Annotated in this window: 28 protein-coding genes; 10 read left to right on the top strand and 18 right to left on the bottom strand. The window is 39.9% G+C overall.

Annotation, left to right across the window (positions count from 1 at the left end; genetic code table 11):
- Window positions 1-176 precede the first annotated feature (176 nt).
- The 6 genes from H8B21_RS06060 (at window position 177) to H8B21_RS06035 (ending at window position 6,246) form a co-directional block, all read left to right on the top strand.
- Window positions 177-809, top strand: coding sequence for a peroxiredoxin (locus tag H8B21_RS06060; RefSeq protein WP_190312847.1), 633 nt, complete (start codon window positions 177-179; stop codon window positions 807-809).
- A gap of 59 nt (window positions 810-868) precedes the next feature.
- Entirely contained in the window at window positions 869-1,183 is a 315-nt protein-coding gene (locus tag H8B21_RS06055) for a thioredoxin family protein (protein WP_190312846.1), read from the top strand.
- Window positions 1,164-1,421, top strand: a complete 258-nt coding sequence (locus H8B21_RS06050) for a DUF6952 family protein (RefSeq protein WP_190312845.1) — start codon at window positions 1,164-1,166, stop codon at window positions 1,419-1,421. Before H8B21_RS06055 ends, H8B21_RS06050 begins: the two co-directional genes overlap by 20 nt.
- A 356-nt stretch (window positions 1,422-1,777) precedes the next feature.
- Window positions 1,778-4,228, top strand: a complete 2,451-nt coding sequence (locus H8B21_RS06045) for a PIG-L family deacetylase (protein WP_190312844.1) — start codon at window positions 1,778-1,780, stop codon at window positions 4,226-4,228.
- 17 nt (window positions 4,229-4,245) lie between these two features.
- Window positions 4,246-4,443: a hypothetical protein gene (locus H8B21_RS06040; protein ID WP_190312843.1), complete on the top strand. Its 198-nt coding sequence runs from the start codon at window positions 4,246-4,248 to the stop codon at window positions 4,441-4,443.
- Between the two features lie 105 nt (window positions 4,444-4,548).
- Window positions 4,549-6,246: a sodium:solute symporter gene (locus H8B21_RS06035; RefSeq protein WP_190312842.1), complete on the top strand. Its 1,698-nt coding sequence runs from the start codon at window positions 4,549-4,551 to the stop codon at window positions 6,244-6,246.
- Here H8B21_RS06035 and H8B21_RS06030 read toward each other — a convergent pair.
- The 8 genes from H8B21_RS06030 to H8B21_RS05995 form a co-directional block, all read right to left on the bottom strand.
- Complete coding sequence (locus H8B21_RS06030) at window positions 6,226-7,125, bottom strand: N-acetylmuramoyl-L-alanine amidase (RefSeq protein ID WP_223814855.1); 900 nt, start codon at window positions 7,123-7,125, stop codon at window positions 6,226-6,228. The two genes, H8B21_RS06035 and H8B21_RS06030, sit on opposite strands and share 21 nt — an antisense overlap.
- A 33-nt stretch (window positions 7,126-7,158) precedes the next feature.
- Window positions 7,159-8,166, bottom strand: a complete 1,008-nt coding sequence (locus H8B21_RS06025; RefSeq protein ID WP_190312841.1) for a DUF3078 domain-containing protein — start codon at window positions 8,164-8,166, stop codon at window positions 7,159-7,161.
- A gap of 6 nt (window positions 8,167-8,172) precedes the next feature.
- On the bottom strand, window positions 8,173-8,934 hold the full coding sequence (locus H8B21_RS06020) for a hypothetical protein (protein ID WP_190312840.1): 762 nt from the start codon (window positions 8,932-8,934) through the stop codon (window positions 8,173-8,175).
- 88 nt (window positions 8,935-9,022) lie between these two features.
- Window positions 9,023-9,868 (bottom strand): glucosaminidase domain-containing protein, encoded by an 846-nt coding sequence (locus H8B21_RS06015; protein WP_190312839.1) that lies wholly within the window; start codon window positions 9,866-9,868, stop codon window positions 9,023-9,025.
- Window positions 9,869-9,926: 58 nt separating this feature from the next.
- Entirely contained in the window at window positions 9,927-10,673 is a 747-nt protein-coding gene (locus H8B21_RS06010) for a glucosaminidase domain and LysM peptidoglycan-binding domain-containing protein (RefSeq protein ID WP_190312838.1), read from the bottom strand.
- 22 nt (window positions 10,674-10,695) lie between these two features.
- Window positions 10,696-11,331 carry an O-methyltransferase gene (locus H8B21_RS06005; RefSeq protein ID WP_190312837.1) on the bottom strand — a complete coding sequence of 212 codons (636 nt, stop codon included), beginning with the start codon at window positions 11,329-11,331 and terminating at the stop codon, window positions 10,696-10,698.
- Between the two features lie 131 nt (window positions 11,332-11,462).
- Complete coding sequence (folE, locus tag H8B21_RS06000; RefSeq protein WP_190312836.1) at window positions 11,463-12,095, bottom strand: GTP cyclohydrolase I FolE; 633 nt, start codon at window positions 12,093-12,095, stop codon at window positions 11,463-11,465.
- A gap of 27 nt (window positions 12,096-12,122) precedes the next feature.
- Window positions 12,123-12,536, bottom strand: a complete 414-nt coding sequence (locus tag H8B21_RS05995) for a 6-pyruvoyl trahydropterin synthase family protein (RefSeq protein ID WP_190312835.1) — start codon at window positions 12,534-12,536, stop codon at window positions 12,123-12,125.
- Between the two features lie 66 nt (window positions 12,537-12,602).
- On the opposite strand from H8B21_RS05995, the gene mqnB reads away from it, so the two are divergent.
- The 3 genes from mqnB to H8B21_RS05980 all read left to right on the top strand — a co-directional run bounded on the left by mqnB (window position 12,603) and on the right by H8B21_RS05980 (window position 15,215).
- The gene (mqnB, locus tag H8B21_RS05990; RefSeq protein WP_190312834.1) at window positions 12,603-13,226 is read left to right on the top strand and encodes a futalosine hydrolase; all 624 of its coding nucleotides are present in this window, start codon (window positions 12,603-12,605) and stop codon (window positions 13,224-13,226) included.
- Between the two features lie 130 nt (window positions 13,227-13,356).
- Window positions 13,357-14,343: a pyruvate dehydrogenase complex E1 component subunit beta gene (locus H8B21_RS05985; RefSeq protein WP_190312833.1), complete on the top strand. Its 987-nt coding sequence runs from the start codon at window positions 13,357-13,359 to the stop codon at window positions 14,341-14,343.
- 113 nt (window positions 14,344-14,456) lie between these two features.
- Entirely contained in the window at window positions 14,457-15,215 is a 759-nt protein-coding gene (locus H8B21_RS05980; protein WP_190312832.1) for a DUF6263 family protein, read from the top strand.
- A 38-nt stretch (window positions 15,216-15,253) separates the two neighbouring features.
- Here the strand turns inward: H8B21_RS05980 and gcvH are convergent, their stop codons facing one another.
- The gene (gcvH, locus tag H8B21_RS05975) at window positions 15,254-15,637 is read right to left on the bottom strand and encodes a glycine cleavage system protein GcvH (RefSeq protein ID WP_190312831.1); all 384 of its coding nucleotides are present in this window, start codon (window positions 15,635-15,637) and stop codon (window positions 15,254-15,256) included.
- A gap of 70 nt (window positions 15,638-15,707) precedes the next feature.
- On the opposite strand from gcvH, the gene H8B21_RS05970 reads away from it, so the two are divergent.
- Window positions 15,708-16,904, top strand: a complete 1,197-nt coding sequence (locus H8B21_RS05970) for an anhydro-N-acetylmuramic acid kinase (RefSeq protein ID WP_190312830.1) — start codon at window positions 15,708-15,710, stop codon at window positions 16,902-16,904.
- On the opposite strand, the gene H8B21_RS05965 is transcribed toward H8B21_RS05970, so the two are convergent.
- The 9 genes from H8B21_RS05965 to H8B21_RS05925 all read right to left on the bottom strand — a co-directional run bounded on the left by H8B21_RS05965 (window position 16,898) and on the right by H8B21_RS05925 (window position 25,982).
- Window positions 16,898-17,560: a DUF2461 domain-containing protein gene (locus H8B21_RS05965; RefSeq protein ID WP_190312829.1), complete on the bottom strand. Its 663-nt coding sequence runs from the start codon at window positions 17,558-17,560 to the stop codon at window positions 16,898-16,900. The genes H8B21_RS05970 and H8B21_RS05965 overlap by 7 nt on opposite strands.
- A 1-nt stretch (window position 17,561) precedes the next feature.
- On the bottom strand, window positions 17,562-18,362 hold the full coding sequence (locus H8B21_RS05960) for a phosphatidate cytidylyltransferase (RefSeq protein WP_190312828.1): 801 nt from the start codon (window positions 18,360-18,362) through the stop codon (window positions 17,562-17,564).
- A complete protein-coding gene (locus H8B21_RS05955; protein ID WP_190312827.1) occupies window positions 18,352-18,570 on the bottom strand; it encodes a putative signal transducing protein in 219 nt (72 codons plus the stop codon). The genes H8B21_RS05960 and H8B21_RS05955 overlap by 11 nt, the downstream gene beginning before the upstream one ends.
- Window positions 18,551-19,474 (bottom strand): CPBP family intramembrane glutamic endopeptidase, encoded by a 924-nt coding sequence (locus H8B21_RS05950; protein ID WP_190312826.1) that lies wholly within the window; start codon window positions 19,472-19,474, stop codon window positions 18,551-18,553. Before H8B21_RS05950 ends, H8B21_RS05955 begins: the two co-directional genes overlap by 20 nt.
- Before the next feature lie 70 nt (window positions 19,475-19,544).
- The gene (locus H8B21_RS05945) at window positions 19,545-22,847 is read right to left on the bottom strand and encodes a S41 family peptidase (protein ID WP_223814854.1); all 3,303 of its coding nucleotides are present in this window, start codon (window positions 22,845-22,847) and stop codon (window positions 19,545-19,547) included.
- Window positions 22,848-22,928: 81 nt separating this feature from the next.
- Window positions 22,929-23,672, bottom strand: coding sequence for a zinc ribbon domain-containing protein (locus tag H8B21_RS05940; protein WP_190312825.1), 744 nt, complete (start codon window positions 23,670-23,672; stop codon window positions 22,929-22,931).
- Between the two features lie 2 nt (window positions 23,673-23,674).
- Window positions 23,675-24,772 (bottom strand): Nif3-like dinuclear metal center hexameric protein, encoded by a 1,098-nt coding sequence (locus tag H8B21_RS05935; protein WP_190312824.1) that lies wholly within the window; start codon window positions 24,770-24,772, stop codon window positions 23,675-23,677.
- A complete protein-coding gene (locus tag H8B21_RS05930) occupies window positions 24,762-25,250 on the bottom strand; it encodes a hypothetical protein (protein ID WP_190312823.1) in 489 nt (162 codons plus the stop codon). Before H8B21_RS05930 ends, H8B21_RS05935 begins: the two co-directional genes overlap by 11 nt.
- 15 nt (window positions 25,251-25,265) lie before the next feature.
- Window positions 25,266-25,982 carry an SAM-dependent methyltransferase gene (locus tag H8B21_RS05925; RefSeq protein ID WP_190312822.1) on the bottom strand — a complete coding sequence of 239 codons (717 nt, stop codon included), beginning with the start codon at window positions 25,980-25,982 and terminating at the stop codon, window positions 25,266-25,268.
- Between the last annotated feature and the right edge of the window lie 13 nt (window positions 25,983-25,995).

The following is a 25,995-nucleotide window of genomic DNA, read 5'->3' as shown; positions in this document are numbered from 1 at the left end:
GCTAATGGATACAAAAATAGGTTTTTTTCTTAACTTATCTCATAACCATTAATTATAGCACTGTAATAAAATTTATAGATTTTGATGATATCATATAAAGATTTTTGATGCTTTATTGACAATAAAAAGCCTACTTTTGTAATGCAAAAAGAAAGAACAAAATAAATATAAGTATTATGAGTTTTACAGGTAAAAATTTTCCAAACATTTCAGTTGACGCAATTGATTATTTAGGTGATAACTTCACGATCAACGTATTCGAAAAAGCGAAAGCAGAAAACAAAAAAGTATTGCTTTTCTGGTATCCAAAAGATTTTACTTTTGTCTGTCCGACAGAGCTTCATGCTTTCCAAGAGGCTGCTGAAGAGTTTGCAAAGAGAAATACAATCTTGATCGGTGCTTCTTGTGATTCTGCCGAGGTTCACTTCGCTTGGTTAAATACGGCGAAAGACAACGGTGGTATCGAAGGGGTAGAATATCCACTTATTGCGGACACTAACCGCAACCTATCAAGCGTATTGGGTATTTTGGAAATGAAAGAAGTAGAGCATCCTGAATATGGTACTTTGGTAGAAGGTTCTGCCGTTTCTTACCGTGCTACCTATCTTATCGACGAAACAGGTAAAGTATTCCACGAGTCTGTAAATGATATGCCACTAGGCCGTAATGTAAGAGAGTACATCCGTTTGATCGACGCATATACGCACGTCCAAAAACACGGAGAAGTTTGCCCTGCAAACTGGGAAGAAGGTAAAGATGCAATGAACGCTACACGTGAAGGCGTTGCTACTTACCTATCTGCAAACTAGTTGAAATATTTAAACCCGAAAGGAGAGGTCCTCTCTCCTTTCTTTTCAAAAAGATTATTATGTTACAAGAGTTAGAAAAAGATGCTCTACAAGAAATTGTAGACAACAATAATACCGTAATGGTACAATTTTCGGCATCTTGGTGTGGAAATTGCCGTATCATGAAACCAAAATTCAAAAAATTAGCTTCAGAAAACGATAATGTTGCGTTTGTCATCGTTGATGCAGAAAAGTTTCCAGAATCTAGAAAGCTTGCTAATGTGAACAACTTACCGACATTCGCTGCATATAAAAACGGAAAACTAGTAAATCAAGTACAAACAAATAAAATTGACGGTTTAATCGAATTATTAAATGAAGTTACCAGTAATTAAGCACCTGATTGAGTTTATAGAGCAGAACGACGCAGATTTTGTATTAGAAACCATCGAAACGTTGGAGGCATTAACGGAGGTTCCTTCACTTAAAGATGAGGAACTTGATGTGATTGGAGAGTTGATCTCCAATATGTATGGAGCCGTGGAAGTTGACAAGTTGATTAAAGAGGGAACTCCTAAAAAAGAAGCGTTGAATGGCTTTATGCAACGGGTGCTCGGCTCTATCGACAAATAGGAAGCACACCATGTGTTTATAACTTCGCAGGTGTGGAAAAGTTTTTTGCCAACAAGAGGACGATTCCTATTTATTAATCCTATTTTTACTATCACTATAAGGTTACTATTTTAAAACTATCGACTGTTCCCGTTTGGCTTTTTCAAAATTCGCTGGGTCGAATTGGAAGTTTTAGACAAAAAAAGATTTTTAATTGTTGGTAAAAGGAATCAGAAAGCATCTGGTTCCTTTTATTTTTTCCGAAAGAGCCTTTTCTAAAAGAGCCATCAAAAATCCTTATGCGTTTTTTCATTATGGTTTGTAATTTTTCATTCAATCGTGAAGGTTTTTTTAAATATTTCCTATTTTTAGGCATTATGAGACGACATATTATCTGTATCTTCCTTACATCCTTTTTTACTGTTCATTTTTCTTTAGCACAATCCGTTTTTTCCAGCAGCTCATCGGACATCCGGTTGCAAATGGAACGATTGAACGTCCTGGGATCTGCGTTATATTTTGCTGCGCATCCTGATGACGAGAACACAAAACTCATATCCTATCTAGCATCGGAGCGTAAGGTTCGTACTGCTTACCTTTCACTGACACGTGGGGATGGCGGTCAGAATTTAATTGGTACCGAACAGGGAATTGAATTAGGGCTAATACGTACACAAGAACTTTTACAAGCCCGAAAAGTCGATGGGGGAGAACAATATTTTTCGTCAGCATTTGATTTTGGGTTCTCAAAAACATACGATGAAACCTTTAATTTTTGGCAAAAACAAGAGGTTTTACGGGAAGCCGTTTGGCTTATCCGAAAGCTTCAACCTGATGTTATTATTACCCGCTTTCCTCCAGATGAACGTGGAGGACATGGTCATCATCAAGCTTCCGCTATCCTTGCGCACGAAGCTTTTATAGCAGCGGCTGACCCTAAAATGTTTTCAGAGCAATTAAATGAGGTAGAGCCTTGGCAGGCTAAGCGCCTGCTTTGGAATACTGCAAGTTTTATGCGCCTCCAGGGAGATGACTCAAATCGGCTTCGCATTGATATAGGTCAGTACAACCCATTATTAGGTAAATCTTATGGGGAACTGTCTGCCATCAGCCGATCGCAACATAAAAGCCAAGGCTTCGGTTCGGCAAGTACCAATGGCATATCACTTGAAACTTTTGAAAACGTCGCCGGCATGAAAGCAACAGAAGATCTATTCGATGGCATTGATCTATCTTGGGGTCGTATTCCTCACAGCGAGTCTATTCAGTTGGCCATCCAAGAACTCTTGTCATCTTTCAATGCAAATGAACCTCAGTCCTCTATTCCTCAACTTGCGGCAATATGGCAAGATATTCAAAAACTGGAAGATAATTACTGGAAAGATAGAAAGAGCAAAGAAGTAGAAAATATTATGCTCGCTTGCGCGGGGATAAAAGTTGAAAGTCTTACTCCTAGATTACGCTTAGTCGAAGGACAACCGCTAGCCTTTCAAACGGAAATAGTCGTCCGAAATCCCGATGTCCACGTGGAACTTCTGCGCATCAACGAAAAAAAAATCGGCCAGAAACTCCCCATAAATGAAGTGATAACCTTTGAGCAAGTTCTCCCGCAAGTAGTCATAACCCAACCATATTGGTTGCGCAAGCCACATACACAGGGTAAGTTTGACGTTGATCCAGAGAGTTTTGGTTATCCAATGAGCCCGGATTTACCTGCAGCCCATATTCATTTTAATTTGGCAGGCGTTCCCATCCATATGCAAACTCCTATACAATACCGCTATGTCGATCCCGTAAGGGGAGAAGTACACGAATATGTGGAAATCGCTCCAGCGGTTACAGCCTCTATCGACGTCAATAATCTGCTCGTTCAACAAGGCGAGCGGAAAACGTTGCAGGTCACGTTCCAAAAGCAAGGTAATATTGATACAGAAACATCGGTTGATATACACCTGTCTTCTAAGGGATGGAAGATATCTCCCGAAAAATTGACTCTATCTTTTCCAAATGGACAGGACATCCTTTCGAAAACTATCGAGATAACGAATATCGATGCTGGACAAAGTGAGGCTACACTGAGTTTTGCCGTCGAAGGGAAAAAGTTAAAAGAGATCCGCGAGATTACATACAACCACATTCCCCGACAAACATGGTTTCCCGATGCCGAAGCAAAACTAAGTCCTATTACATTGGTTAACCCGGTAAAAAAAGTAGGCTACATTATGGGAGCGGGCGATCTTGTTCCTGAGGCATTACGAAACATCGGTACAGTAGTCGATATATTGGATGTAACTAAAATCACTTCAAACGTACTGCAGCAATACAATGCCATTGTATTTGGCATACGCGCCTTAAATATCAATACACGTATTACGCAAAAACTGCCATTAATTTACGATTACATACGGGAAGGGGGGGTCGTTTTAATGCAGTACAACGTAAATTCCAGGTTACAGGAAGAACACTTTTCGCCGAAGCCGGCACCGTTTACGATTACCCGTGCCAGAGTAACAGAAGAGGATGCCAAAGTCGCTTTCACCGATCCTGAAGATCCTGTATTAAATTATCCGAATAAGATTACTCCCGAAGACTTTGATGGCTGGGTGCAGGAGCGGGGGCTTTACTTTGCAGAAGATATCGACCCAAATTACCGCACCCCGCTTGCTATGGGTGACAAAAACGAACCGCAACACAATGGCTCACTACTTATATATCGAATGGGAAAAGGTAAATTTGTTTATACTTCTTTATCTTTTTTCAGACAATTGCCTGCTGGAGTTCCCGGAGCTAATAGATTATTTGTAAATTTGTTAGCAAAAGAAAAATAGAAGCAATATATAGTACAATGGAAAATCAAGTAGAAAACAACGAAAACCTAAATGTAAAAGGCATCATCCTATTACTGGGAACAATATTCGGTGCGTTAATTTCGATCATCGTAAAGGGGACTTTTTTAGGTTTTATCGGCGGTTTGGTGATCGGATTCGCGTTGGCGATCTTCTTCATCAGCGTAATCCTCCCACATAAACCAAGTGACAGATAAGGGCCTTCCACCGTTTGTAAAAAGCTGGCGACAGTTCTATATACTCGTTTGTATATGGCTCGTAGCATGCGTTTTACTCATGTATTGGTTCACTAAATATTATTCATGAGTACTATTGATTGGATAGTACTCTTTTTTACGCTCCTGCTTATTGTTGTCTACGGTATCTACAAAAGCAGGGGAATCAAAAATATCGATGGCTACATCGTCGGTGACCGCGAACTACCGTGGTACAACGTAGGATTTTCCGTAATGGCAACACAGGCCAGTGCCATTACATTTTTGTCCGCACCCGGACTTGCCTATTCGTCCGGAATGAGTTTTGCGCAGTTCTATTTTGGCTTACCACTGGCCATGATTGTCCTTTGTATTACCTTTGTGCCTATCTTTCACCGATTAAGAGTCTATACTGCCTATGAGTTTCTGGAAAAAAGATTTGATGTGAATACACGCGTGCTCACAGCGTTGCTTTTTCTGATCCAAAGAGGGTTATCCACTGGAATTACCATCTTTGCCCCATCCATTATCCTTTCTAGCATCCTACATCTTGACGTAACGTATACAACGCTTATTATTGGAACGATGGTCATCTTCTACACTGTTTGGGGGGGGACAAAAGCCGTTTCTTATTCCCAATTGCTACAAATGGGTATCATTTTTACCGCTTTATTGGCTGCTGGTGTCATGGTTATCCACTACCTGCCTTCAGATATTGGTTTTAATGAAGCGCTACATATCGCTGGTAAATCTGGTAAAACCAACGCGATAGACTGGAGTTTCGATCTAAACAACCAATATACAGTATGGACAGGGCTCATCGGCGGATTCTTCCTGCAGCTTTCTTACTTTGGTACAGACCAAAGTCAAGTAGGGCGATATCTAACGGGATCGTCTATACGGGACTCAAGATTAGGGCTTCTTATGAATGGCCTGCTAAAAGTACCGATGCAATTTTGTATTTTATTGATCGGTATCTTGGTATTTGCCTATTACCAGTTCCATACACCTCCTTTATTTTTTAATAATGTGGAGGTTGCCAAAATTGAAAATAGCCAATACAGTGATGAATATACTGCTATAATGCAACGCCATGAGGCTATAGGCGAAGAAAAAAAAGAATGGGTAGAAAAATTAGTCACGGCCATTAAAACCGATGACTTCGAGACAATCAATGCCTCCCGACAAGCGCTACAAGAGAAAAACCAACAAGATCAGGTATTACGAAAAGAGGTAGAGGCGCTATTGCAAAAAGATAACCCCGACGCGGAGCTTAATGACAACAACTATATTTTCCTTTCGTTTGTAACGAGCACCTTTCCAAAAGGACTTATCGGCTTACTGATTGCCATTATTTTCCTTGCCTCTATGGGCGCAACAGCCAGCGCTATAAATTCGTTGTCTTCAACGACCGTTGTGGATATTTATAAACGCTTTATCAACAAAAAAGGATCCGATAGGGGGTACCTTAATGCATCAAGACTATTCACGCTGGTATGGGGCATTATTACGCTTGCTGTAGCACTTTACGCCAGCCAACTTGGTAACCTCTTAGAAGCTGTCAATATTTTGGGGTCGCTTTTCTACGGTACCATCCTAGGGATTTTTCTTGTTGCCTTTTATGTGAAACGTATTGGTGGAAAGGCGGTATTTTGGGCTGCGGTACTTTCTGAAGTAGTTGTTTTCGGTATCTGGAAAGCCGACATCATGGCTTATCTATGGCTCAACCTGGTTGGCTGTGTATGTGTAATCACCTTTGGGTTGATTTTACAAATAATGTTGAAATCAAAAGTACCGTCGGTATAGGTTATACAAAATGCGTTTATCGTATTCCGTCAATGTCTCACTAATATCCGTAACAATAAATTTTCGTTTAAACGCTGCAATCGTCTTATTTAGATTACTAACATCATAGCCAATAATACGAAGTGCATCGATATAGTTAAAGTTATCCGGAGGAGAAACGAGGTTGTTTTCGTCATACCATACTCCAAAGCCACTATCTGCCAATCGCTTCCAAGGAAACAATACGCTCGGGTCATTCTTACGTGCCGGAGCTACGTCTGCATGTCCTAAAAAATTAGTAAATGGTATCTGGTATTTAGTTTTTAACGTATCCAATAACGTCACGAGTGCATTTATCTGCGCTTCCGGAAAGGGTTCTCTTCCGTTATTGTCCAACTCAATCCCTAACGACACCGAGTTCATATCTGTAATATTTCCCCATTTTGATCTTCCCGCATGCCAAGAACGTAGGTAGTCGTTCAACATCTGTACGATACGACCATCTTTACCGATCACGTAATGTGCAGATACTTTGGTGTGCTCCAATTGAAAAGTCCGTATGGTTTGCGCTAAGCTATGTTGTGCGGTATGGTGAATAATAACAAAATTCGGCTTTCTAATGTCGTAATGAGCTGCTTCTGACCAATCGGCATTCTTATTGATACCTTCACGCATCAACATTTCGATTTTATCCTCGGTAGTGATTGCTACGGGTAATGCCATAACCTGCTTTTCAGCTAATGACTCGGCTATGGATGGCAGTTTTATGGAGTCCGGATCAATTTTAAGGGTATCCGCACGGAGTATCGGTGCGCTTCCACTACGCAATACACGCTGTTTTGGTGCACCGCAGGACGCCAACAGGAATAAAACAAAAATGAAATAACAAAACCTTCTCAAACGCAACAATACTTTCTACCCCGATCAATAATACTATCTCGGCAATGTATACGTCAAACCTAATGCCAAAGCTTGGCTATATTGCACTTTAACGTCTTCGTCGGAGTTGTAAACCATAATACCAGATAACGATACATTCACCAGATTAGTCACTTTCGCGGTTAGTGTCGCATCCAAGCGATGGTCTGGGTCGCTAAGTTCCTTATAGTCTGCAAATAGATTATACCTTGCTTTTATATTGAGATTGTTTGATAAATTTCGATCTAAATTTGCCGTAACCTGAAAAGCGAGGTCATTTTTAAATTTGCTACCAAGGTCTACGCCGAATCGATCTTTATCATTTGGTTTATTAGAAATACGCTCATCCAGTACCAATGTTTGTCTGGCGGTACCTGTACCCAAACGTAGCGAGAACGTATTGTCCGGTTTATATTCCAAACCGAATGATTCTGTAAAATACCCTGGCGCCATAAATCTTGAAACAGTATCTGTAATTATTTCTTCATTCGTTCCCTGAGCAGTTCCATATTTGTATCCTGCGTCAAATTGGGATTCGAATGTTACCGCAAAATAAATTGCCCAACTTTTCGATAGTTTATGCGCTATTTTGTGATCCCAGAAAATCCGGTCATTGTTCTTTTTAGCCAATGATCTCTGACCATCTTTTGAGGTACGGATCTTTCCATATCTTAAGTCAATTTCCGTCACATACTGAAAGTTATTTTTATTATACTCGGATTTATGCCAACCAAGTAAACCTATTGCAATGGAATTAACCCCCCCGGCACTCCAGTTTTCACTGAACGAAGCTTGATTCATATTGATCCCAAACTTTGTCCAATGCTTCCAATAATTGACTTCTAAATCTAACTGTGGGATGGGAACCATCACATCTTGCAGATTAGTCACGGGTGCCTGTGGCTTCTCCACGATATTGGTGTCTGGCTTTGCCCTCAACTTTTTAAGATCGATTTGTGCCATACCTTGTTGGCTCACAACGAGTAATAAAATAACAAACAGAAAGTTTATGCTCTTAAACATGGTGTTTTATTTATCTACTTCTAAATCAATTTCTGGTAACTCTGGTAAAAAGCGCAAGTTAGGATTTAATTTAAATATTTCATACTTGCTTCTAATATAAGTTGTCAATTCATAACGCGAGGCAACAGAAACAAAATAATAGGTCGGCCTGTAGTTACTCATAAAAATGGTGAGGTGTTCACCTGTTAAACCTGTAATATTTCTGACGAGATCACGTGTAAATTTGGAATCAATTACGTCTTCCTCATATTCTCGCTGAATAAAACGTGTTAAGCGTCGCGCATTTTTTCCTTCCCGGCTTAGCATATTGTATATAGATCCAATACTGAGCCCGGCGCCTGTCTGCCCAACACTGAATATGGAGCCAGGATCGGCGAGCTTGTATGCTTTATTAAATTCTTCTTTCCGTTGTTGTAAAACTTCTTCTGGTGAGCGGCGCGCCACTACTCTCACCTCCGGAATATAAATGGAAGTACGATCTAAATATACCATTAATACTTGTTGTCCGATATATTTGATGGTATCCGTTAAATATCCCTCTTTAGATGTAATTATCAGGTCTCCCAAAGACACTCCAATCTCAAATTCCCCCCGGGCATTATTAAACGTGTTTTCCTTTGTATCATCGTTTTTTATAAAAGCCTTACCAATGCGTTGATTGGTAGCTTTATCCAATACGATGCCCTGCACGGATTTGGTCTGTGCCACCACTACGGCAGGCGCATATAAAAACAAATAAAATAAGACTATATACGTTAGGATCTTCACTTTATAAAACTAAGGGAAAAGAAGCTTATACGCGAAAATTTAACATTTTTTAGTGATGATATATGGATAGCCTAAAAAAGCAAAGTTATCATTTCGAGATAACCAATAATTGACCAACGGACAGATCATCAGAAACTAAACCATTCAGTTGTTTGATTTGGTCGGTACTCACGCCATGACGTTGGCTAATGTTATAAAGCGTATCGTTTGCTTTTACTTCATAAATCACCATCGCTACCGCATTTTTAATAGCCTCGGTATTCATGGCTGTCTCTGGCTCTTCAATTTCCCTTTCATGGATAATATCTTCTACTTTCTCTTCCCGTTTTTCTTTGTTGACATAAGATATTTCTGGTCTATCATACTGATAAAGCTGATATCGTTCAATAAGATCAATAAGTAGTTCGGGATAGCGTGGGTTCGTAGCGTATCCCGCTTCCTTCAAACCTTTTGCCCAACCCTTGTAATCGTTCTTATCTAATGTAAACAGTCTTTCATAACGTTTCCTCAACAAAAACTGGCTATGGTCGCGAAATGATTGCTGAGGGTCATTGTATACACGAAAACAATCTCGCACATGGTCGTCCGGACGTGTAACCGATTTTCCTTGCCACACACCACCACATTTTATCCCAAAATGGTTATTGGCTTCTCGCGCTAAATAACTGTTCCCATTCCCCGATTCCAATAAAGCTTGTGCTAACTTTATGCTGGCCGGAATGCCGTATTGATTCATTTCAGCGATAGCAATATCCTTATATTGCTCTATATACGATAACCCGGAGGTTGAGGTAGCCGCTCGAGGCGGAGTGCGAACTTGACCGGTCTTATTTTTTCCATAATTCGGATGTTGAAGTGTTGTTCTGCGTGAAGCACAAGAACCCAATACCAGTATGGCAGTAACGAGCAGTAGAAATAAATCCTTGTTTTTCATCTTAGCTGTAGGCTGTAAGCAAACTTATTAACTTTTTTTACCTTATCAACTGTATAAACTACAACAACAAACGCTGACCGATAGAAAGTTTCGAAGATTGCAAATTATTCCGTCTCTTTAAGACATCGACGGATGTATTGTAGCGTGTTGCTAGTTCTGAAAGTGTATCTCCCTTTGTTACGACATGGGTTTCGCTCGATGTAAAATCCGCTGACGTGTCATTAGCTTCCATCGAACTCAGCAATATATCTTGTTGAATTTTTGCTGCACCGCTTTTGGCTAACATTCCTTTTGCAATAGGTGGCTGTTGTATTTGATCATATTTATCTAGGTTATAACGTCTAATCGTTGCCAGCACTTTAGATGGCCACTCTCTGGTAGTAGAATAACCTGCGCGGGCAATGCCTTTGACCCAACTTTGATAATCATCAGTTCCATGCTTTTCAAACATGGTATTTGTTGCTTTTCGACGTTGGAGCAACCCCACAAAATCACGGTATGATTCCTTTATCGATCCATAGCCTTTATAAGCTGAACGAATAGCCTTGCTGTTGTTTTTACCCTTGATTCCGAAATGATTATTTAAGTGTTTAGCGATTTTACTGTTTCCGTAAGCGCTTTCATGAAAAGCGACCGCCAAAATAACAGAAGCTGGCACTCCTGTTTCGATCATCAATTGCTGAGCGATGTCTCTATGCTCCGCAATATAACTACTTGGTGAAAGTTTTTGTGCAATGGTCGTAGTGACCGTAAACACAAACATTAGTAGTATTATTACATACTTACCAATACTTGTTTTTTGCATATCATTTATTTTTGTTCAACCATTACTTTTTGCGTAACACAAAAAGTCCATCTCTAATGGGCAAGATCAGCTTCTCAATACGGCTATCTTTTGCCAAGGTTTCATTTAGTTCAATTACTTTTTTTGTTTGGTTATCCGGATTATCCGTTAAAACCTTCCCTTTCCAAAGTACATTATCTATTAAGAGTAACCCTCCGGTAGAAACACGATCAATGAGCGTTTCAAAGTAATAAAGGTTACTCTTTTTATCTGCGTCAATAAACACCAAATCGAAATCACCTGTTATCATTGGAATGATTTCGGCTGCATCTCCGATATGATACTTTATTTGCTTCCGAAAAAGAGAAGCATCAAAATAACCTCGTACACGATCCTCCAATTCTTCGTTGATGTCGATCGTATGCAATGTTCCTTCTTTATCAAGTCCCTCAGCCAAACACAACGTAGCATAACCGGTGAATGTACCTATTTCCAATATACTCTTTGGCTTCACTAATTTAGCCAACATAGCAAGAACTCTTCCTTGAAAATGACCAGACAACATGTGTGGCATCGTTTCCCGCAAATAAGTCTCTCTATTTATCCGCTTTAGAAGTTCATTTTCCGTATCACATGTCTTCTCTAAATACGCATTTAACGCGTCTTCATTTTCAAGCATAGTCGCAAAATTAACAAGTAGCGCCCTATTACAAAAAATTTTAACATAAATTAAAGCATCGGTATTTTTCTTTTATAATTAAAAAAGGCCCTTCTTGATATCAAAAAGGGCCTTTTTTTACTAATATGCTATTAATCTAACGATGCCGTAATCAGTCTTAGAAACTCTGATCGTGTAACATCATTTTGAAAAGCACCAGTAAAAGCAGAGGTGGTTGTCACCGAATTTTGTTTCTGCACACCACGCATAGCCATACACATATGCTTACATTCCATCACCACGGCAACACCCGCGGGTTTCAATGTTTGTTGTATGCAATCACGTATTTCATTTGTCAACCGTTCCTGTACTTGTAAACGCCTTGCAAATGCATCTACCACACGCGGGATTTTACTCAACCCTACAATATGTCCGTTAGGAATATAAGCAATATGGGCTTTTCCAAAAAAAGGGAGCATATGGTGTTCGCACATGGAATAAACCTCAATATCTTTTACAACCACCATTTGGCTATACTCTTCTTCAAACATGGCTCCTCGCAATACTTCTGCTGCATCAACATCGTATCCATGCGTCAAAAACTGCAAGGCTTTCGCAACGCGCTCAGGAGTCTTAATCAACCCCTCCCTTTTCGGATTTTCACCGATAGCCCGTAAAATTGTTGGATAACAGGCCGCAATTTCTTCTACTTGTTTTTGATTATATTGATCGATTTTGATATAACCATCTTGTTCTTCACTTTCGAAGGATGTTAGATTACTCATTTGTTTAAATTAAAAAATGGCACTTATTTATTCACCAAAATATTCGACAAAATTATTCTCCGTTTCGTACAACTTAACAGCATGCAATTGTACGTTTTCCTGATCAAAATACGGCTTTAGCACATGGAATATTTCCACAGCGATAACTTCTGTGGAAGCTTTCTTTCCACTCATGAAGTCCACGTCAAGGTTCACATTTTTGTGATCTAATTTACTAATTACATGTTCCAAAATGATGCTTTTCATCTTCTTGAGATCAATTAAGAAACCTGTCTCCGGATTTATCTCGCCTTTTACCGTCACAAAAAGCTCATAATTGTGGCCATGCCAGTTGGGATTTGAACAATTTCCGAATACCGCCTCATTTTGCTCCTGAGACCAATCTTCCCGATATAGCTTATGTGCCGCGCTGAACCGTTCGCGTCTTGTGATATAAATCATAAGACAAAGATAGGGGATAAAAACTAGATTCTTAGTATCTTCACCAGCTAAAGCGATTCGTTTCACATGCAGATCTTAGTTGTAGCCGCCACTATAGAAGAAATAGACCCCTCTCGTTCCTTCCTGGAAGATAGCAGTATACCCTATCTCATTACGGGTGTAGGCATGGTTGCCACTACTTATGCCTTAACCAGGCATCTACAAAAACATAACGTTGATTTACTTATTCACGTTGGCATCGGCGGGATACTGGATCAATCAGCATGCTTGGGAGAGGTATATCAAATATGTGCCGATGAAATATTTGGATTGGGAGCTGATGATAATGGCTTATTTATACCAATCGAAGAGCTTGGTTTCGGCAAACGGATATATGCAGAAAATCCTCCGGTCAATATGCAGCTTCCTCAAGTCAATAAAGCAAAAGGTATTACCGTTAATAACGTACATGGTGCAACCGACGCCATTATCCGGCTCCAACAGCACTATAAAAAGCCTTTGATTGAATCAATGGAAGGCGCTGCGGCTTTCTTTGTAGCCGAACAGGAGAAAATTTATTGCTTACAATTCCGGGCTATTTCTAATTATATTGAGCCCAGAAACCGAGATGCTTGGAAGATTGGATTAGCGATCAAGAATCTAAATGATTTTTTAAAGGAATTTCTGGAATCTTTAAATCGCAGCTGCTAAGCCTTTTCCTATTGTCAAAACATTTCTATATTTACGGCACTTTCACGCTTTTTTTGCTTAAAGCCCACTACAAAATATCAAATTATTTAGTAGTTTTGCGGTATTCAAAAAAGACACAATTTTACAACTGATGAGAGAAATACAATTCAGAGAAGCGCTTCGTGAAGCGATGAACGAAGAAATGCGTAAAGATGATAAGATATTCTTGATGGGCGAGGAAGTCGCTGAATATAACGGAGCTTACAAAGTAAGCCAAGGCATGCTCGAAGAGTTCGGAGCGAAACGCATTATCGATACGCCCATAGCAGAGCTTGGTTTTGCGGGTATCGGCGTTGGCGCAGCAATGAATGGCCTAAAACCCATTATCGAGTTTATGACGTTCAACTTCTCGTTGGTTGCTATCGACCAGGTCATCAATTCAGCTGCAAAATTGCACCAGATGAGTGGCGGACAATTTTCTTGTCCGATTGTTTTCCGCGGGCCAACAGGTAACGCTGGCCAGCTGGGCGCACAACACTCCCAAAACTTTGAGAATTGGTACGCAAATACGCCCGGCTTGAAAGTTGTTATCCCTTCCAATCCTTACGATGCGAAGGGTTTGTTGAAAACATCTATCCTTGACCCGGATCCTGTCATCTTTATGGAATCAGAGGTTATGTATGGCGACAAGGGTCAAGTTCCGGAAGAAGAATACTACTTACCTATTGGTAAAGCACACACAATTCAAGAGGGTACAGATGTGACCGTCGTATCTTTTGGTAAAATGGTTCCACGCGTTGTTATCCCAGCCGTTGAAGAATTAACAAAAGAAGGGGTTAGTGTAGAATTGATCGACTTACGTTCCGTTCGTCCTATAGATTATGAGGCTATCATAGAATCTGTTAAAAAAACAAATCGCTTAGTAGTAGTAGAAGAAGCTTGGCCATTAGCTTCTATTTCTGGCGAAATCGCATTCAAGGTTCAGAAAGATGCTTTCGATTATCTTGATGCACCTGTTATCCGCGTAACGTCTGCAGACGTACCCCTTGGTTATGCTCCTACATTAGTAGAAGCAAGTCTACCAAGCATCGCTAAAGTGGTAAAAGCGGTAAAAGAAGTGTCTTATATTACCAAGTAATTTCACAACCTCACTGAGGAATAGAAAAATTGAAAAAAAGGGGTCTTCTATATTACACAGAAGACCCTTTCTTTTTTTCAATTTTTCTTATCTTCACGCTATAATATACTTATATGAAAAGATTATTTATTACCGGTCTTGCTTTATGCATAGGCTTCCTCACGTTTGCCCAGGAAACAGTAGATTTTAGACTCAATCCAGAAATCGGAAAGCCTCTTCAGCTCAAGATGCTCATGAAGACAGATGTAGACGGTCCTCAAAGCGTTATCATGGACATGAACATGAAAATGGAGTTGCTACCGGCAAAAAAAGAAAACGAAAACTTCACGCTTGAAAATGTCATTAAAGCGATTAAGGCGGATATAGATGCCGGTATGATGACGATATCTTATAATTCAGAAGAAGAGGCGACAGATGAGACCACAAAAATGCTGGGACAGCAATTCTCCAAAATCATCGATCAAAAAATTTCATCTGTTGTTACAGAAAAAGGGAAAACAATAGACATTGATTTACCTCCTAGTTTTGCAGCACAAGGGTTTGATGCAAGCTCTTTCTCCAATATGTCGCCTTCCTTCCCTGACAAAGCAGTAGCACCGGGAGAATCTTGGGAAAATACGGCTGAAATAGCAGATAATCCCTTATTCTCAAAAATAGAAATGACTTCAACCTTCCGTGAAGAAAGTGCTGATGGATACATTATTGATATTGTAGGCAAAATGTTGCAAGAGACGGGCGGTGAGATTGGAATAATGTCCGGTAGCTATACCTTAGATAAGCAAACACACTTCACAAAAAGCAGTTCTATAAAAACAACAATAGAAGCACAAGGTGCTAAAATAATCAGTGATGTGGAAATGACTGTGGAATAAAAAATTAAAAAGCCCCTTCTGAGGGGCTTTTTAATTTTTTATTCAGCATTTATTTCTTCTTTATACCCATCTGCGGATAACAAAGCATCTACATCAGCAGGATTGTTCAATTTCACACGGATAATCCAACCTTCACCGTACGGATCTGTATTAACTAATTCAGGTGATGCATCGATAGCATCGTTTACTTCCAATACCGTAGCTGTAGCAGGCATAAATAAGTCTGACACGGTTTTAACAGCCTCAACTGTACCAAAAACTTCATTTGCAGCAACTTCTTCCCCTACTGTACTGATATCAACAAAAACAATGTCGCCCAATTCGCGTTGTGCGAAATCAGTAATCCCAATAACGGCTTCGTCACCTTCCACACGAACCCATTCGTGATCTTTCGTGTATTTTAATTCTGCTGGAAAATTCATACGTATAATATTTGCCCAAAAATATAATTATCCACCGACATAACCAAAAATTCCTTCCTATCTTCACCTCATGAATCCACAAATTGAAAAACTGTATCAAATCGCAAAACAAAAAGAGCGTCGTATCATCGGCCTAATGTCCGGAACGTCATTGGACGGCTTGGACATCGCATTATGTCGTATAGGCAATAGCGGTCAAGATACGACATTATTTCTCGAAAATTTTACGACTATTCCTTATAATAACGCTTTTCGTCAATACGTTCGGGAAATATTTGCCAAACGCCAGATAGATCAACAGGTACTGTCGGGACTACACGCCTATATCGGAAGAACACACGGTGAATTCATTAACCAGGCGTTGGAACGATGGAAAATTTCTCCATCAGAAGTGGATTTAATTGCTAGTCATGGACAGACCGTTTACCATGCTCCTCAACGTCTAACCGGGGAAACAAATTTTCCCAACAGCACCTTACAAATTGGAGATGGTGATCATATTGCCCACACAACAGGTATCATCACCCTTTCAGATTTCCGACAAAAGCATGTGGCCGCAGGAGGAGAGGGGGCGCCGTTAGCTGCCTATGGAGATTACCTTCTTTTTACCTCCGAAATGGAAAACAGGTTTCTGCTTAATATAGGCGGTATCTCCAATTTCACGTTCCTCCCTCAACAAGGAAGCAGCTTAAAAGCATATGCCACTGATCTCGGGCCAGGAAATACGATGATGAATCAATTTGTTCATGAACAATTTGGTTTAGAAATGGATGAAAACGCCCGAATTGCCGAAAAAGGAACTGTACATGTCACCCTTTTGGAAGCTTTGTTGACATCACCGTTTTTAAGCGAGGATTTTCCAAAAACTACAGGGCCGGAACTATTTAATTTAACCTATTTAAAAAACGCCCAATCTGTTTCTGATACATCTACGCTTAAACCGGAAGATGTTTTGGCAACACTAAACAAATTTGCTGCGCAAACCATGACGGATGGCATCAAACGTGTATCCAAAGACCTTGAAAGTGTACATATATATGTTAGTGGGGGAGGTGTGCACAATCCTTTACTAATGAAAAACATCCGTGAAGCTCTTCCTTCCATGTCTGTCTCCTCATTCAGCACTTTAGGATTAAATCCTGATGCCAAAGAAGCCTGTCTTTTTGCTATTCTTGCCAATGAAACAGTGTCGGGCTCACCATATGATGTGCAACAGATTAAAGATTCTCCGGCGGTATGCATGGGTAAAATTAGTTTACCTTATTGATCTAACGCTTGGTGGATAAAACGTTTAAAGGGTAAAATCCGTTTTGCCGTATCGACAACTTTCTGTAACGATTTAGCTCCCGTTATTTCCGCATCGGTAAACGATTGGTACAAGATAAAGCTCTTCAATTTCAGCACCTCAATATGTGGGTCATCTTCACTATAACCTGCCGGAGCTCTTTTTAATTTATCCTCCGTGGATAGATCCTCCACTGTCCAGCTTCCCTGTGCGAGTGCATCAACCATCTCTTGATAGCTGTAATCTATTTCCTGTCGAATAGCATTCAAATGATGCTTCTCTGGACGCCAATATCCCGCTGCCAGAAAATGCTTACCCGGCTCGATATGCAAGTAATATTCGGGGCCATCCAGTTTTCGACCATCTACCGAAATTCCAGCTGCAAACCACGTCTTATAGGGTGTCTTATCTTTGGAAAAGCGAGTATCACGATATATTCTAAACAAACAGCGCGAAGCCTGTATATCTGTATTGATATGTGGGTCAAACTCCGATAATTCAACGATAAGCTGTGTAATGTATTCTTTTATATTCGCTAACGCTGTTTCATATATCGTCTTATTTTCTTGAAACCATTCCCGGTTATTGTTTTCGCGAAGTTGGTTTAAGAAGTCTAATGTTTGTTTTTCTATCGTCATATCAGAGTGTACTTTTTAAAAACAAATATACCAATGGTGCTGCCATCAGTAAACCATCAAATCTATCCAGCAGACCGCCATGTCCCGGTAATAGCTTTCCAGAGTCCTTAACACCAACGTTACGCTTGAGCATGGACTCCACCAAATCACCCAATGTTCCAAATAGGCTAATAATCAACGCCATACACACCCAAATCCATAAGGGAAAAACACGCCAGTAATAGAAAAGTATTAGCCCTGCAATCACAGCTAATATAACACCTCCAACGAATCCTTCCCACGTTTTATTAGGTGAAATACGTTCAAATAATTTATGGCGTCCTATACTTCTTCCAGCGAGATAAGCTCCCGTATCATTTGTCCATAGCAGGATCAAAAAACCAAGGGGGATATAAGCGTTATATGTGCCTTTCACAAACCCTAAGCCCATAAAAAAAACGAAGGGTACGGCTGCATACATGAGTCCAAAAAGCGAAAATGCTACGTCCTGGATAGGATGTGCCGTTTTGCGAAAAAGTGCTGCTACATAAATTAATAATACGGCTGCTATACTAAGGGGCAGAACAGAGTAGGGTAGAAGATTTAAAAGGATAGATCCTACCAAAGTCAATCCGAAAGCTGCAGTGCCTACACCCCAAAAAAGCAATGGTTGGGTGTTTTCGGTATATACCATTCGGTAAAATTCATATACACAATAAGTTGCTATCAACGAAAAAAGAGGAACGAAGGTATAAGGGCCAAGTAATACAGCACCTATCAACACCGCAATAAAAAAGAATCCTGTTATCGCCCTAGTTCTCATCTTCCTCCGACTCGTTTTCTTGTATTAACCTTTGGGCTTGTTCAAAGTCGTTTTCGTTGACAAAAAGGTCTATTTTTCCAAACATAAAGGATGAATCCTGCTTATTGAGTAATACAGCGGGAATGCCGTTCTCATCCAACATCTGTTTATCTATTTCTCCCCGAATAGCATCCGTATAGGTCTGTATTTTAATCCACCCTTTTTCCATATAATTTTATTCTTGCTGTGTATTGATAAAATATAAAAGCAATGATGATACTGAAAACGAAGCTACCAATATACAAAATTATTGAGTAAGAATCGCTTTTCATGAGTTCCGTGTAGCTTTTACCCTGTGCAGCATAATAAAAACTCAATATAACCACCATGCTGTTGTTAACAACATGGGCGATGACAGCCGTCCAAATGTTCCTTGTCCAAACCACCATATAACCAAAAAAAACACCTAAGAGCAGACGAGGGAAAAAGCCGTAAAACTGTATATGTATAGCGCTGAAAACAAGCGCAACAACCCAAACGGCAACATATTCATTTTTAAAAATCCGGGCTCCAATCTGCTGTAATGCACCTCTAAAGAATAACTCTTCGCCTATACCAGGTAAAATCGCCATGACAATAATGTTTAACAACAACCGATCCCACGCGGTTGTCATAACAATGCTCTCGGTCAATAAAGCCATTTCATCTTCTTTTATACGCATCCAGTCCTCGATATCGCGCCAGGACTCCGGAAAACTCATATTGGCATTCCAGTCCGAAATCAGCGACATACAAGGTGCGAAGGCAAAAAGAAACAGTATGCTTAAAGCATAAGTTTTCCAATCTGTGAAATTTTGATATGGAAACAGCTCTTCCTCTTTATTCCTACGTTGGAAAATATAAGCTGGTAAAATAAATGTAGCAGCAGAGCTAATTCCCAATACCATATAGGCATAATAATTCTGCGCCGGATTAACGCCTGACACCTCGGTAAAGAAGTCGATATTTCCAAAGAGGATATATCCCAGGCCGCCGAGAAACAGCGAAACAGCAAAAACACAGGCAAACATGACCATGATCAAAAAAAGCAAATCTGCCCACGGACTCTTTTGTTGTATCTCGGATGCGTTCATAGGCTAAAAATAGGTATTTCAACCGTTTTAAAATAAAAAAGGAGTGAAATTTGCTCCTTTTTATGGTTTGTCACCTTACCCGAACAGGATCTTTCGGATCTTTCAGTTCCTGATATGGATAAGTTTTCATTTCTTCCAGTAAGAGGGCAATGGTTTTCTCTAACTGAGGATCTCTTCCCTCAAGCAAATCTCTCGGCATCTGCTCTACAAAAATATCCGGTGCTACGCCTTCATTCTCAATGATATAATTATTATTCAAATCGAATATTCCGAAGTTTGGCGAAGTGATGCGTCCGCCATCCAACAATGGAGGATAACCGGAGATACCAACCAATATGCCCATCGTTGTACGCCCAATCAGCTTTCCAAGTCCTTTAAAACGAAACATATAAGGCATCATATCTCCCCCCGAGCCCGCATTTTCGTTTATAATCATCGCTTTTGGACCATAAATTCCATTCCCTGGTGTAGTAAAACTTTTACCGTCTCGGATCCGCCAACCAGATATAAGTTCTCTGGACAACAAATCAATGACATAGTCTGCGACCCAACCGCCACCATTATTACGCTCGTCCAGCAAAAGCGCTTTCTTATCCATCTGGGAGAAATAATAGCGGTTAAAATAAGTATATCCCTCCGGTCCGGTGTTGGGCATGTAAACATACGCTATCTGTCCCTTGCTAAGTCTGTCCACTTTTTTACGATTGGATTCCACCCAATCCATCCGGCGCAGGCTCGTTTCTCCTCCAAAAGATATAGGTTTCACAACAACTTCACGCGCGCCTTTTAACGAGGGAGTATTATTGATTTTCAACGTTACCTGTTTGTCTACCGTGTTTTCAAGCAATTGATAAATGTTAGTGGACTTATTTAAGGCAATGCCATTTACCGCAACGATATATTCTCCCTCCTTAATATTTAATCCCGGTTCTGCCAATGGCGCTTTGAGCGACGGATTCCAATCTAAAGTAGTATATACCTTGTTGATTTTATATCCATTTTCCACCACCTCAAAATCTGCCCCTAACGTTCCCGTATTAACAGAAGGCGTTGCTGGCTCATCACCCGGATAAATATAATTATGTCCGACGACCATCTCACCCATCATCTCATTCAGCAAATACCCTAAATCTGATCGATGTCCTACATATGGTAAGAATTTTTCATATTTTACCTTCATTGTATTCCAGTCCACACCATGCATATTCTCCACATAGAAAAATTCTTTTTGCATCGCCCATACCTCATAGAAAATCTGTTTCCACTCCGCTTCAGGGTCTACCAACTGTTTAACATTTTTTATTTCTATTTTGCCGTCGCCTGGAGCCGGCTTTTTCCCTGTGTCCACAATGAAAAAGTCGCGATTGCTCCTATATAACATTTTCTTACCGTCCTCGCTAATATCAAACCCAGAAGCATTTTCAACGAGCATCTTTTCTTCCTGTTTTTTTAAGTCGTATATACATATTGTATTACCCCTCATATAAGTCAACATATTTTCTGCTGCTCCATTTAACCAATATCGACCAGGAGAAAGGGGTAAAGCAATAATACGGCGATTTATGTCGTCTAAATCGACTTTTGTCTCAGATTTATCTGCTTTTTTATCCTTCTTCTCTTCATCCTTTTCCTTTTTTTCATTTGTTATCTTTTCTTCATCACTTTCGTTTTTAAAAATAGAAGGAGTATCTTTTGAAAGAATAAACGCGTAAACATTGTAATTTACATTTCTTTCATAAGCCGTCATGTGTAGTCCGGAATTTGTCAATCCGGTATTCGTGCTTGCCGAAAAGAAAAGATACTTTCCATCCCGACTAAAAGTCGGTTGATTGACTGCACTCATACCATCTGTAATTTGTGTGGATTGCTTCGTTTTCATGTTGTACATAAATAGCGTACGAACGCCATTTCCTAGACTTTTTATATAGGCTATCCAATTGGAATCATAAGACCACGATGGTTGGAAATGATTGGATACTCTTCCCGTTGTTGAGCTAAGATGATCGTCGTCTACTAAAGTCACCTTCTTGGTTTCTATATCTACGTAATAAAGATTGAGATGAGCATCGTTGTAGAAAAGCTTCTTGCTATCGGGAGACCAGGCCGGCTGGTAATAAAAAGTTGTCCTTCCTAAAGAAATATAAATCGGCTCGTCTTTTGCCATTTGATCACGTAGCACCAATTCATATTTTCCATTTTTATCCGAAATAAAAGAAATCCATTTGCCATCAGGCGACCAGGCAGGGAAACGTTCATGCGATGATGGGGCGTTGGAAATGTTTCGGGCATCACCTTTTTCTTTAGGCACGGTGAAGATCTCCCCCCGATTCTCAAACAGCATTCTCTGCCCTGTTGGTGAAATAGTATAGGAACGGATATCCTTTCCCACATCAATATAATGCTGTCGCTTATACATGGCATCAGCATGCACATTGATAGCTAAACTATTTGCTTCTTTTGTTGCAGTATGGAGGATATGTAAACGACCGGCATATTCAAAAGTAAGTTCGTTTCCTGTTCCGTTCAGCGTACGCACATCATAGTCTTTATAATTTGTCAGTTTTTCTATGTTTTTTGTCTTGATGTCATAACTGAAAATATTGACTATTTTGTCTCGATCGGAAAGGAAATAAACCTTGTCGCCCAACCAAACAGGCTTCACATCATTGCTTCTCTCTCCTGGAACAATGTCTACCTCTTTAGTTTGCGTATCGAATATCCAAATTGACGGCATACCACCGCCTCGATAGCGTTTGAACGCTACGCGATCCCTTTCTGTTGGGTCTGTATTTTTAATATACGCCCAATAACGCCCATCAGGAGAAGGGCTTCCTTGGTAGGCCTCGGGCATCAACAAGGGAGAAGCCAGTTCTCCGTTCAATGATGTTTTATATAGTCGGGAGCCTAAAGAGTATTTGAATTCTCGCGTACTTGTGAAATAAACTTCATTATTATTTAGCCAACCCCGAAGCACATCTGCAGTAGGATGAAAGGTGACGCGTTTTGGTGTTCCACCATGTATAGAGATCACATAGACGTCTATATTTCCGTCGTAATTACCCGTAAATGCTATACGCTGTCCATCTGGCGAAAACGTTGGATTTTGTTCTACACCGGGATTTACAGTTAAACGACGGGGGTTTTCTCCGCTTTTGTCGGCTATCCACACGTCTCCGGCATATATAAAAGTAATGTGCTTGTCGCTGATATCTGGATTTCGTAAAAGGAGTGTTTCTTCTTGTGCATTTGCCCCTAAAAACAGAAAGGTGGAAAGAAAAAGTGCATGTAAAGACTTGGAAAAATTATTCATCATACGGATCGTTGGATAATTCATATTCAAAATTAATGGAATTTCTATATTAATAGGATTCATATCAGAGATGTTGCAAAACGATATAAATAAATAGCCCCGCGGTTCTCGCGGGGCTATTTATTTATATTATTAAAAACAAGGCTAGGCGTGTTCTTCTTCAAAAACGATACCTTCATCTACAATGATTCTTCCGCAGTGTTCGCAAATAATGATTTTCTTACGCTGACGGATCTCTGATTGTAATTGAGGTGGAATCTTGTTGTAACAACCCGAACAGCTATCCCGTTCAATGGAAACAACAGCTAAACCATTTCTGAACGTTCCACGCAGTTTACTATAAACTTTTAATAAACGATCTTCAATGTTTTTTTCTGCCTTTGCTGCTTTATCCAATAAGGCGTCTTCTTCTTTTTGCGTTTCGCCGGTAATGGTTTCAAGCTCTTGCTTTTTCACATCCAATTCACCTTTACTATATTCAAGGCTCTTTTGTGTGCTTTCGTAAAGTTCAGTTTTGTTTTTTATTTCGAACTCCGCTTCACGAATACGTTTTTCACATACCTGGATTTCTAAACCTTGAATTTCAATCTCTTTCGAGATGGCATCATATTCCCGGTTATTTTTTACTTCATTGAGTTGACCTTCGTATTTCTTAATCGCAGCTTGTGCGTCTTTAATCATATTTCTACGATTCACGATGGAATCTTCCAAATCATCTAGATCTGTTCTGATTTTCTCAATTCGGGTATCGAGACCTGCGATCTCATCTTCTAGATCAGCAACCTCAATAGGCAACTCACCACGTACTTGGCGAATCTTATCTATCTTCGTATGGATGGACTGTAGCGTCCATAATGCTTTTAACTTTTGTTCTACGGATTGTTCCATTATCAAACGTAATATTTAATAGGATTTGTCTCTATTTCTGTCAATAGGACAGCAAAGTTAACAAATTTTTTCTGAATAATTTCCAATAATAATTCTTGCGTAAATTGTTCACTTTCAAAATGTCCTATATCTGCAATAACAATATTTCCCTCTGCATTAAAGAATTCATGGTATTTGTAATCGGCCGAGATAAAAATATCCGCCCCCGAACGTTTGGCATCCTCCAATAGAAACCCTCCGGCACCCCCACAAACGGCAACACGGGAAATAGGCTTATCTCGCAATCTCGTATGTCGGATAACTTGTACATTCAACCTATCTTTTACATATCTTAAAAAATCTATTTCGCTCATCGGAGATGGTAAATTACCAATAGCACCTGAACCGACCGTACGCAGCGTATTTTCCAAAGCAAAAATATCGTGAGCTACTTCTTCATATGGATGTGCAGCAAACATTGCCACCAAGATGGAGCGTTCCAATCTTTCTGGATAAATAACCTCTATCTTCGTTTCTTCAACACGTTCCTGCTCATTAACTTTACCAATCGCTGGGTTAGCGCCCTCCAAAGGTTTGAATGTACCGTATCCCAACGTATTATAGCTACATTCATTATAATCCCCCACAGCACCGGCTCCGGCGTCGAACAACGCTTCCCGAACAGATTCCACATGCGTGCGTGGTACGAAGACAGCCAGTTTCTTAAGCAGATTCCGTTTAGGACGTAAAACCGCATGTGACTCTAATTCTAATTTGTCTGCAATTTTACTGCTTACTCCACCTAAGACATTATCTAGATTAGTATGAATAGCATAAAGTGCGATGCCATGACGTATAGCCTTAATGACCACTCTCTCTACATAATTCTTACCATTCAGTTTCTTCAATCCGGTAAACACAATCGGGTGGTGGGCTATAATAATATCACAACCTCTCATTATAGCTTCGTCAACGATTTCCTCTGTACAATCCAATGCTATCAACGCCTGTTGTATCTCGTCATCCGGATGTCCAACGATCAATCCCGAGTTATCATACGATTCTTGATACGCTAACGGTGCAATTTGTTCCAGATATTGCGTAAGTTCTCTAATTCTCATCTTCTTTATTCTCTGCTATAAAATCTTTTCCGTAATGTTCAACATGCATGCGCAGCAGTGTTTTATATTCATTAATCTTGACCCAATAGGTGATAAAATATACTAAATGTAAAATGCCGATAATCGTCAACACAAACGGGGGTAATGGAATATTAGTCAATAGAAAAGTCCACGCAAATATAAGTCCCCATTTTTGTGTAGGTCTTTCTTCCACTTCTACTTTTCGGTCATAAAATTCGTTATTGAGCGAATCAGTTAAGCGTTTTGCGACTTCAAAGTTCCAGTATATATTAAATATAGGTACGGCTACAAACCACGCTTGACTAGGTAATATGCATAAGTTGTCCTTTTTTACCAGTTTCAGGGTACGATAAAGGGTTAAGGCGAAAAATATCCAAATTATAATCCGGACTATTCCTCCTATAAGCATGTACAATACCATATCATTAGTTATATTTTCGGGCAGAATATCTAGCATGGCATACAAATAAATTTAATTTTTAACATACAGCAAAAATATCGTGGGCTTCTTATGAAGCTCCAGTTTTCGGTTTTTCCACTCGGAAACTGACAACGTCAATATCTGTTCATCAGGCGCGGTCATATTACAAGCGATACAAATATTCGTTTTCGGCTTGCAATTTTTAAGCAAATCATCAAACAAGGCGTTGTTACGGAAAGGTGTTTCCATAAATATCTGAGTTTGTTTTTCTTTTTGCGATTGAAACTCCAAATCCTTAATTTTCTTTGTTCGTTCAGCTTTGTCTATCGGAAGATAACCATGAAAAGCAAACTTTTGTCCGCTAAATCCCGATGCCATCAATGCCAACAGAATAGAACTGGGTCCGACCAATGGAACAACTTTTATACCTCGTTTATGTGCCTCAGCGACCACGTCGGCTCCTGGATCCGCAACACCAGGACAGCCCGCTTCAGACATCAATCCCAAATCCTTTCCCTCTATTACTGATTTAAAAATACGATTATAATCTATCTTTTCACGGACATGTTTTCCATAATCATGTATTTTAAGTTCGCTCTGTGGTATCTTTAGTCCAGCTTGCTTCAGAAACCGTCGTGCTGTTTTTTCATTTTCAACTACATACTCATCAATATGGTTGATAAGCTCCTGATGAAACAAAGTGTACGACTGTTTCTCTGCATTTTCAGCTAACGGCACAGGTATAAGATATAGTGTTCCTAAAGACATAACCCAAAACTAC

This window comes from Sphingobacterium chuzhouense, assembly GCF_014692525.1.
GTDB classification, from domain to species: Bacteria; Bacteroidota; Bacteroidia; order Sphingobacteriales; family Sphingobacteriaceae; genus Sphingobacterium; species Sphingobacterium chuzhouense.
Note: the sequence above shows the minus strand (reverse complement) of the source record. Positions and strands in the feature narration are given on the sequence as shown.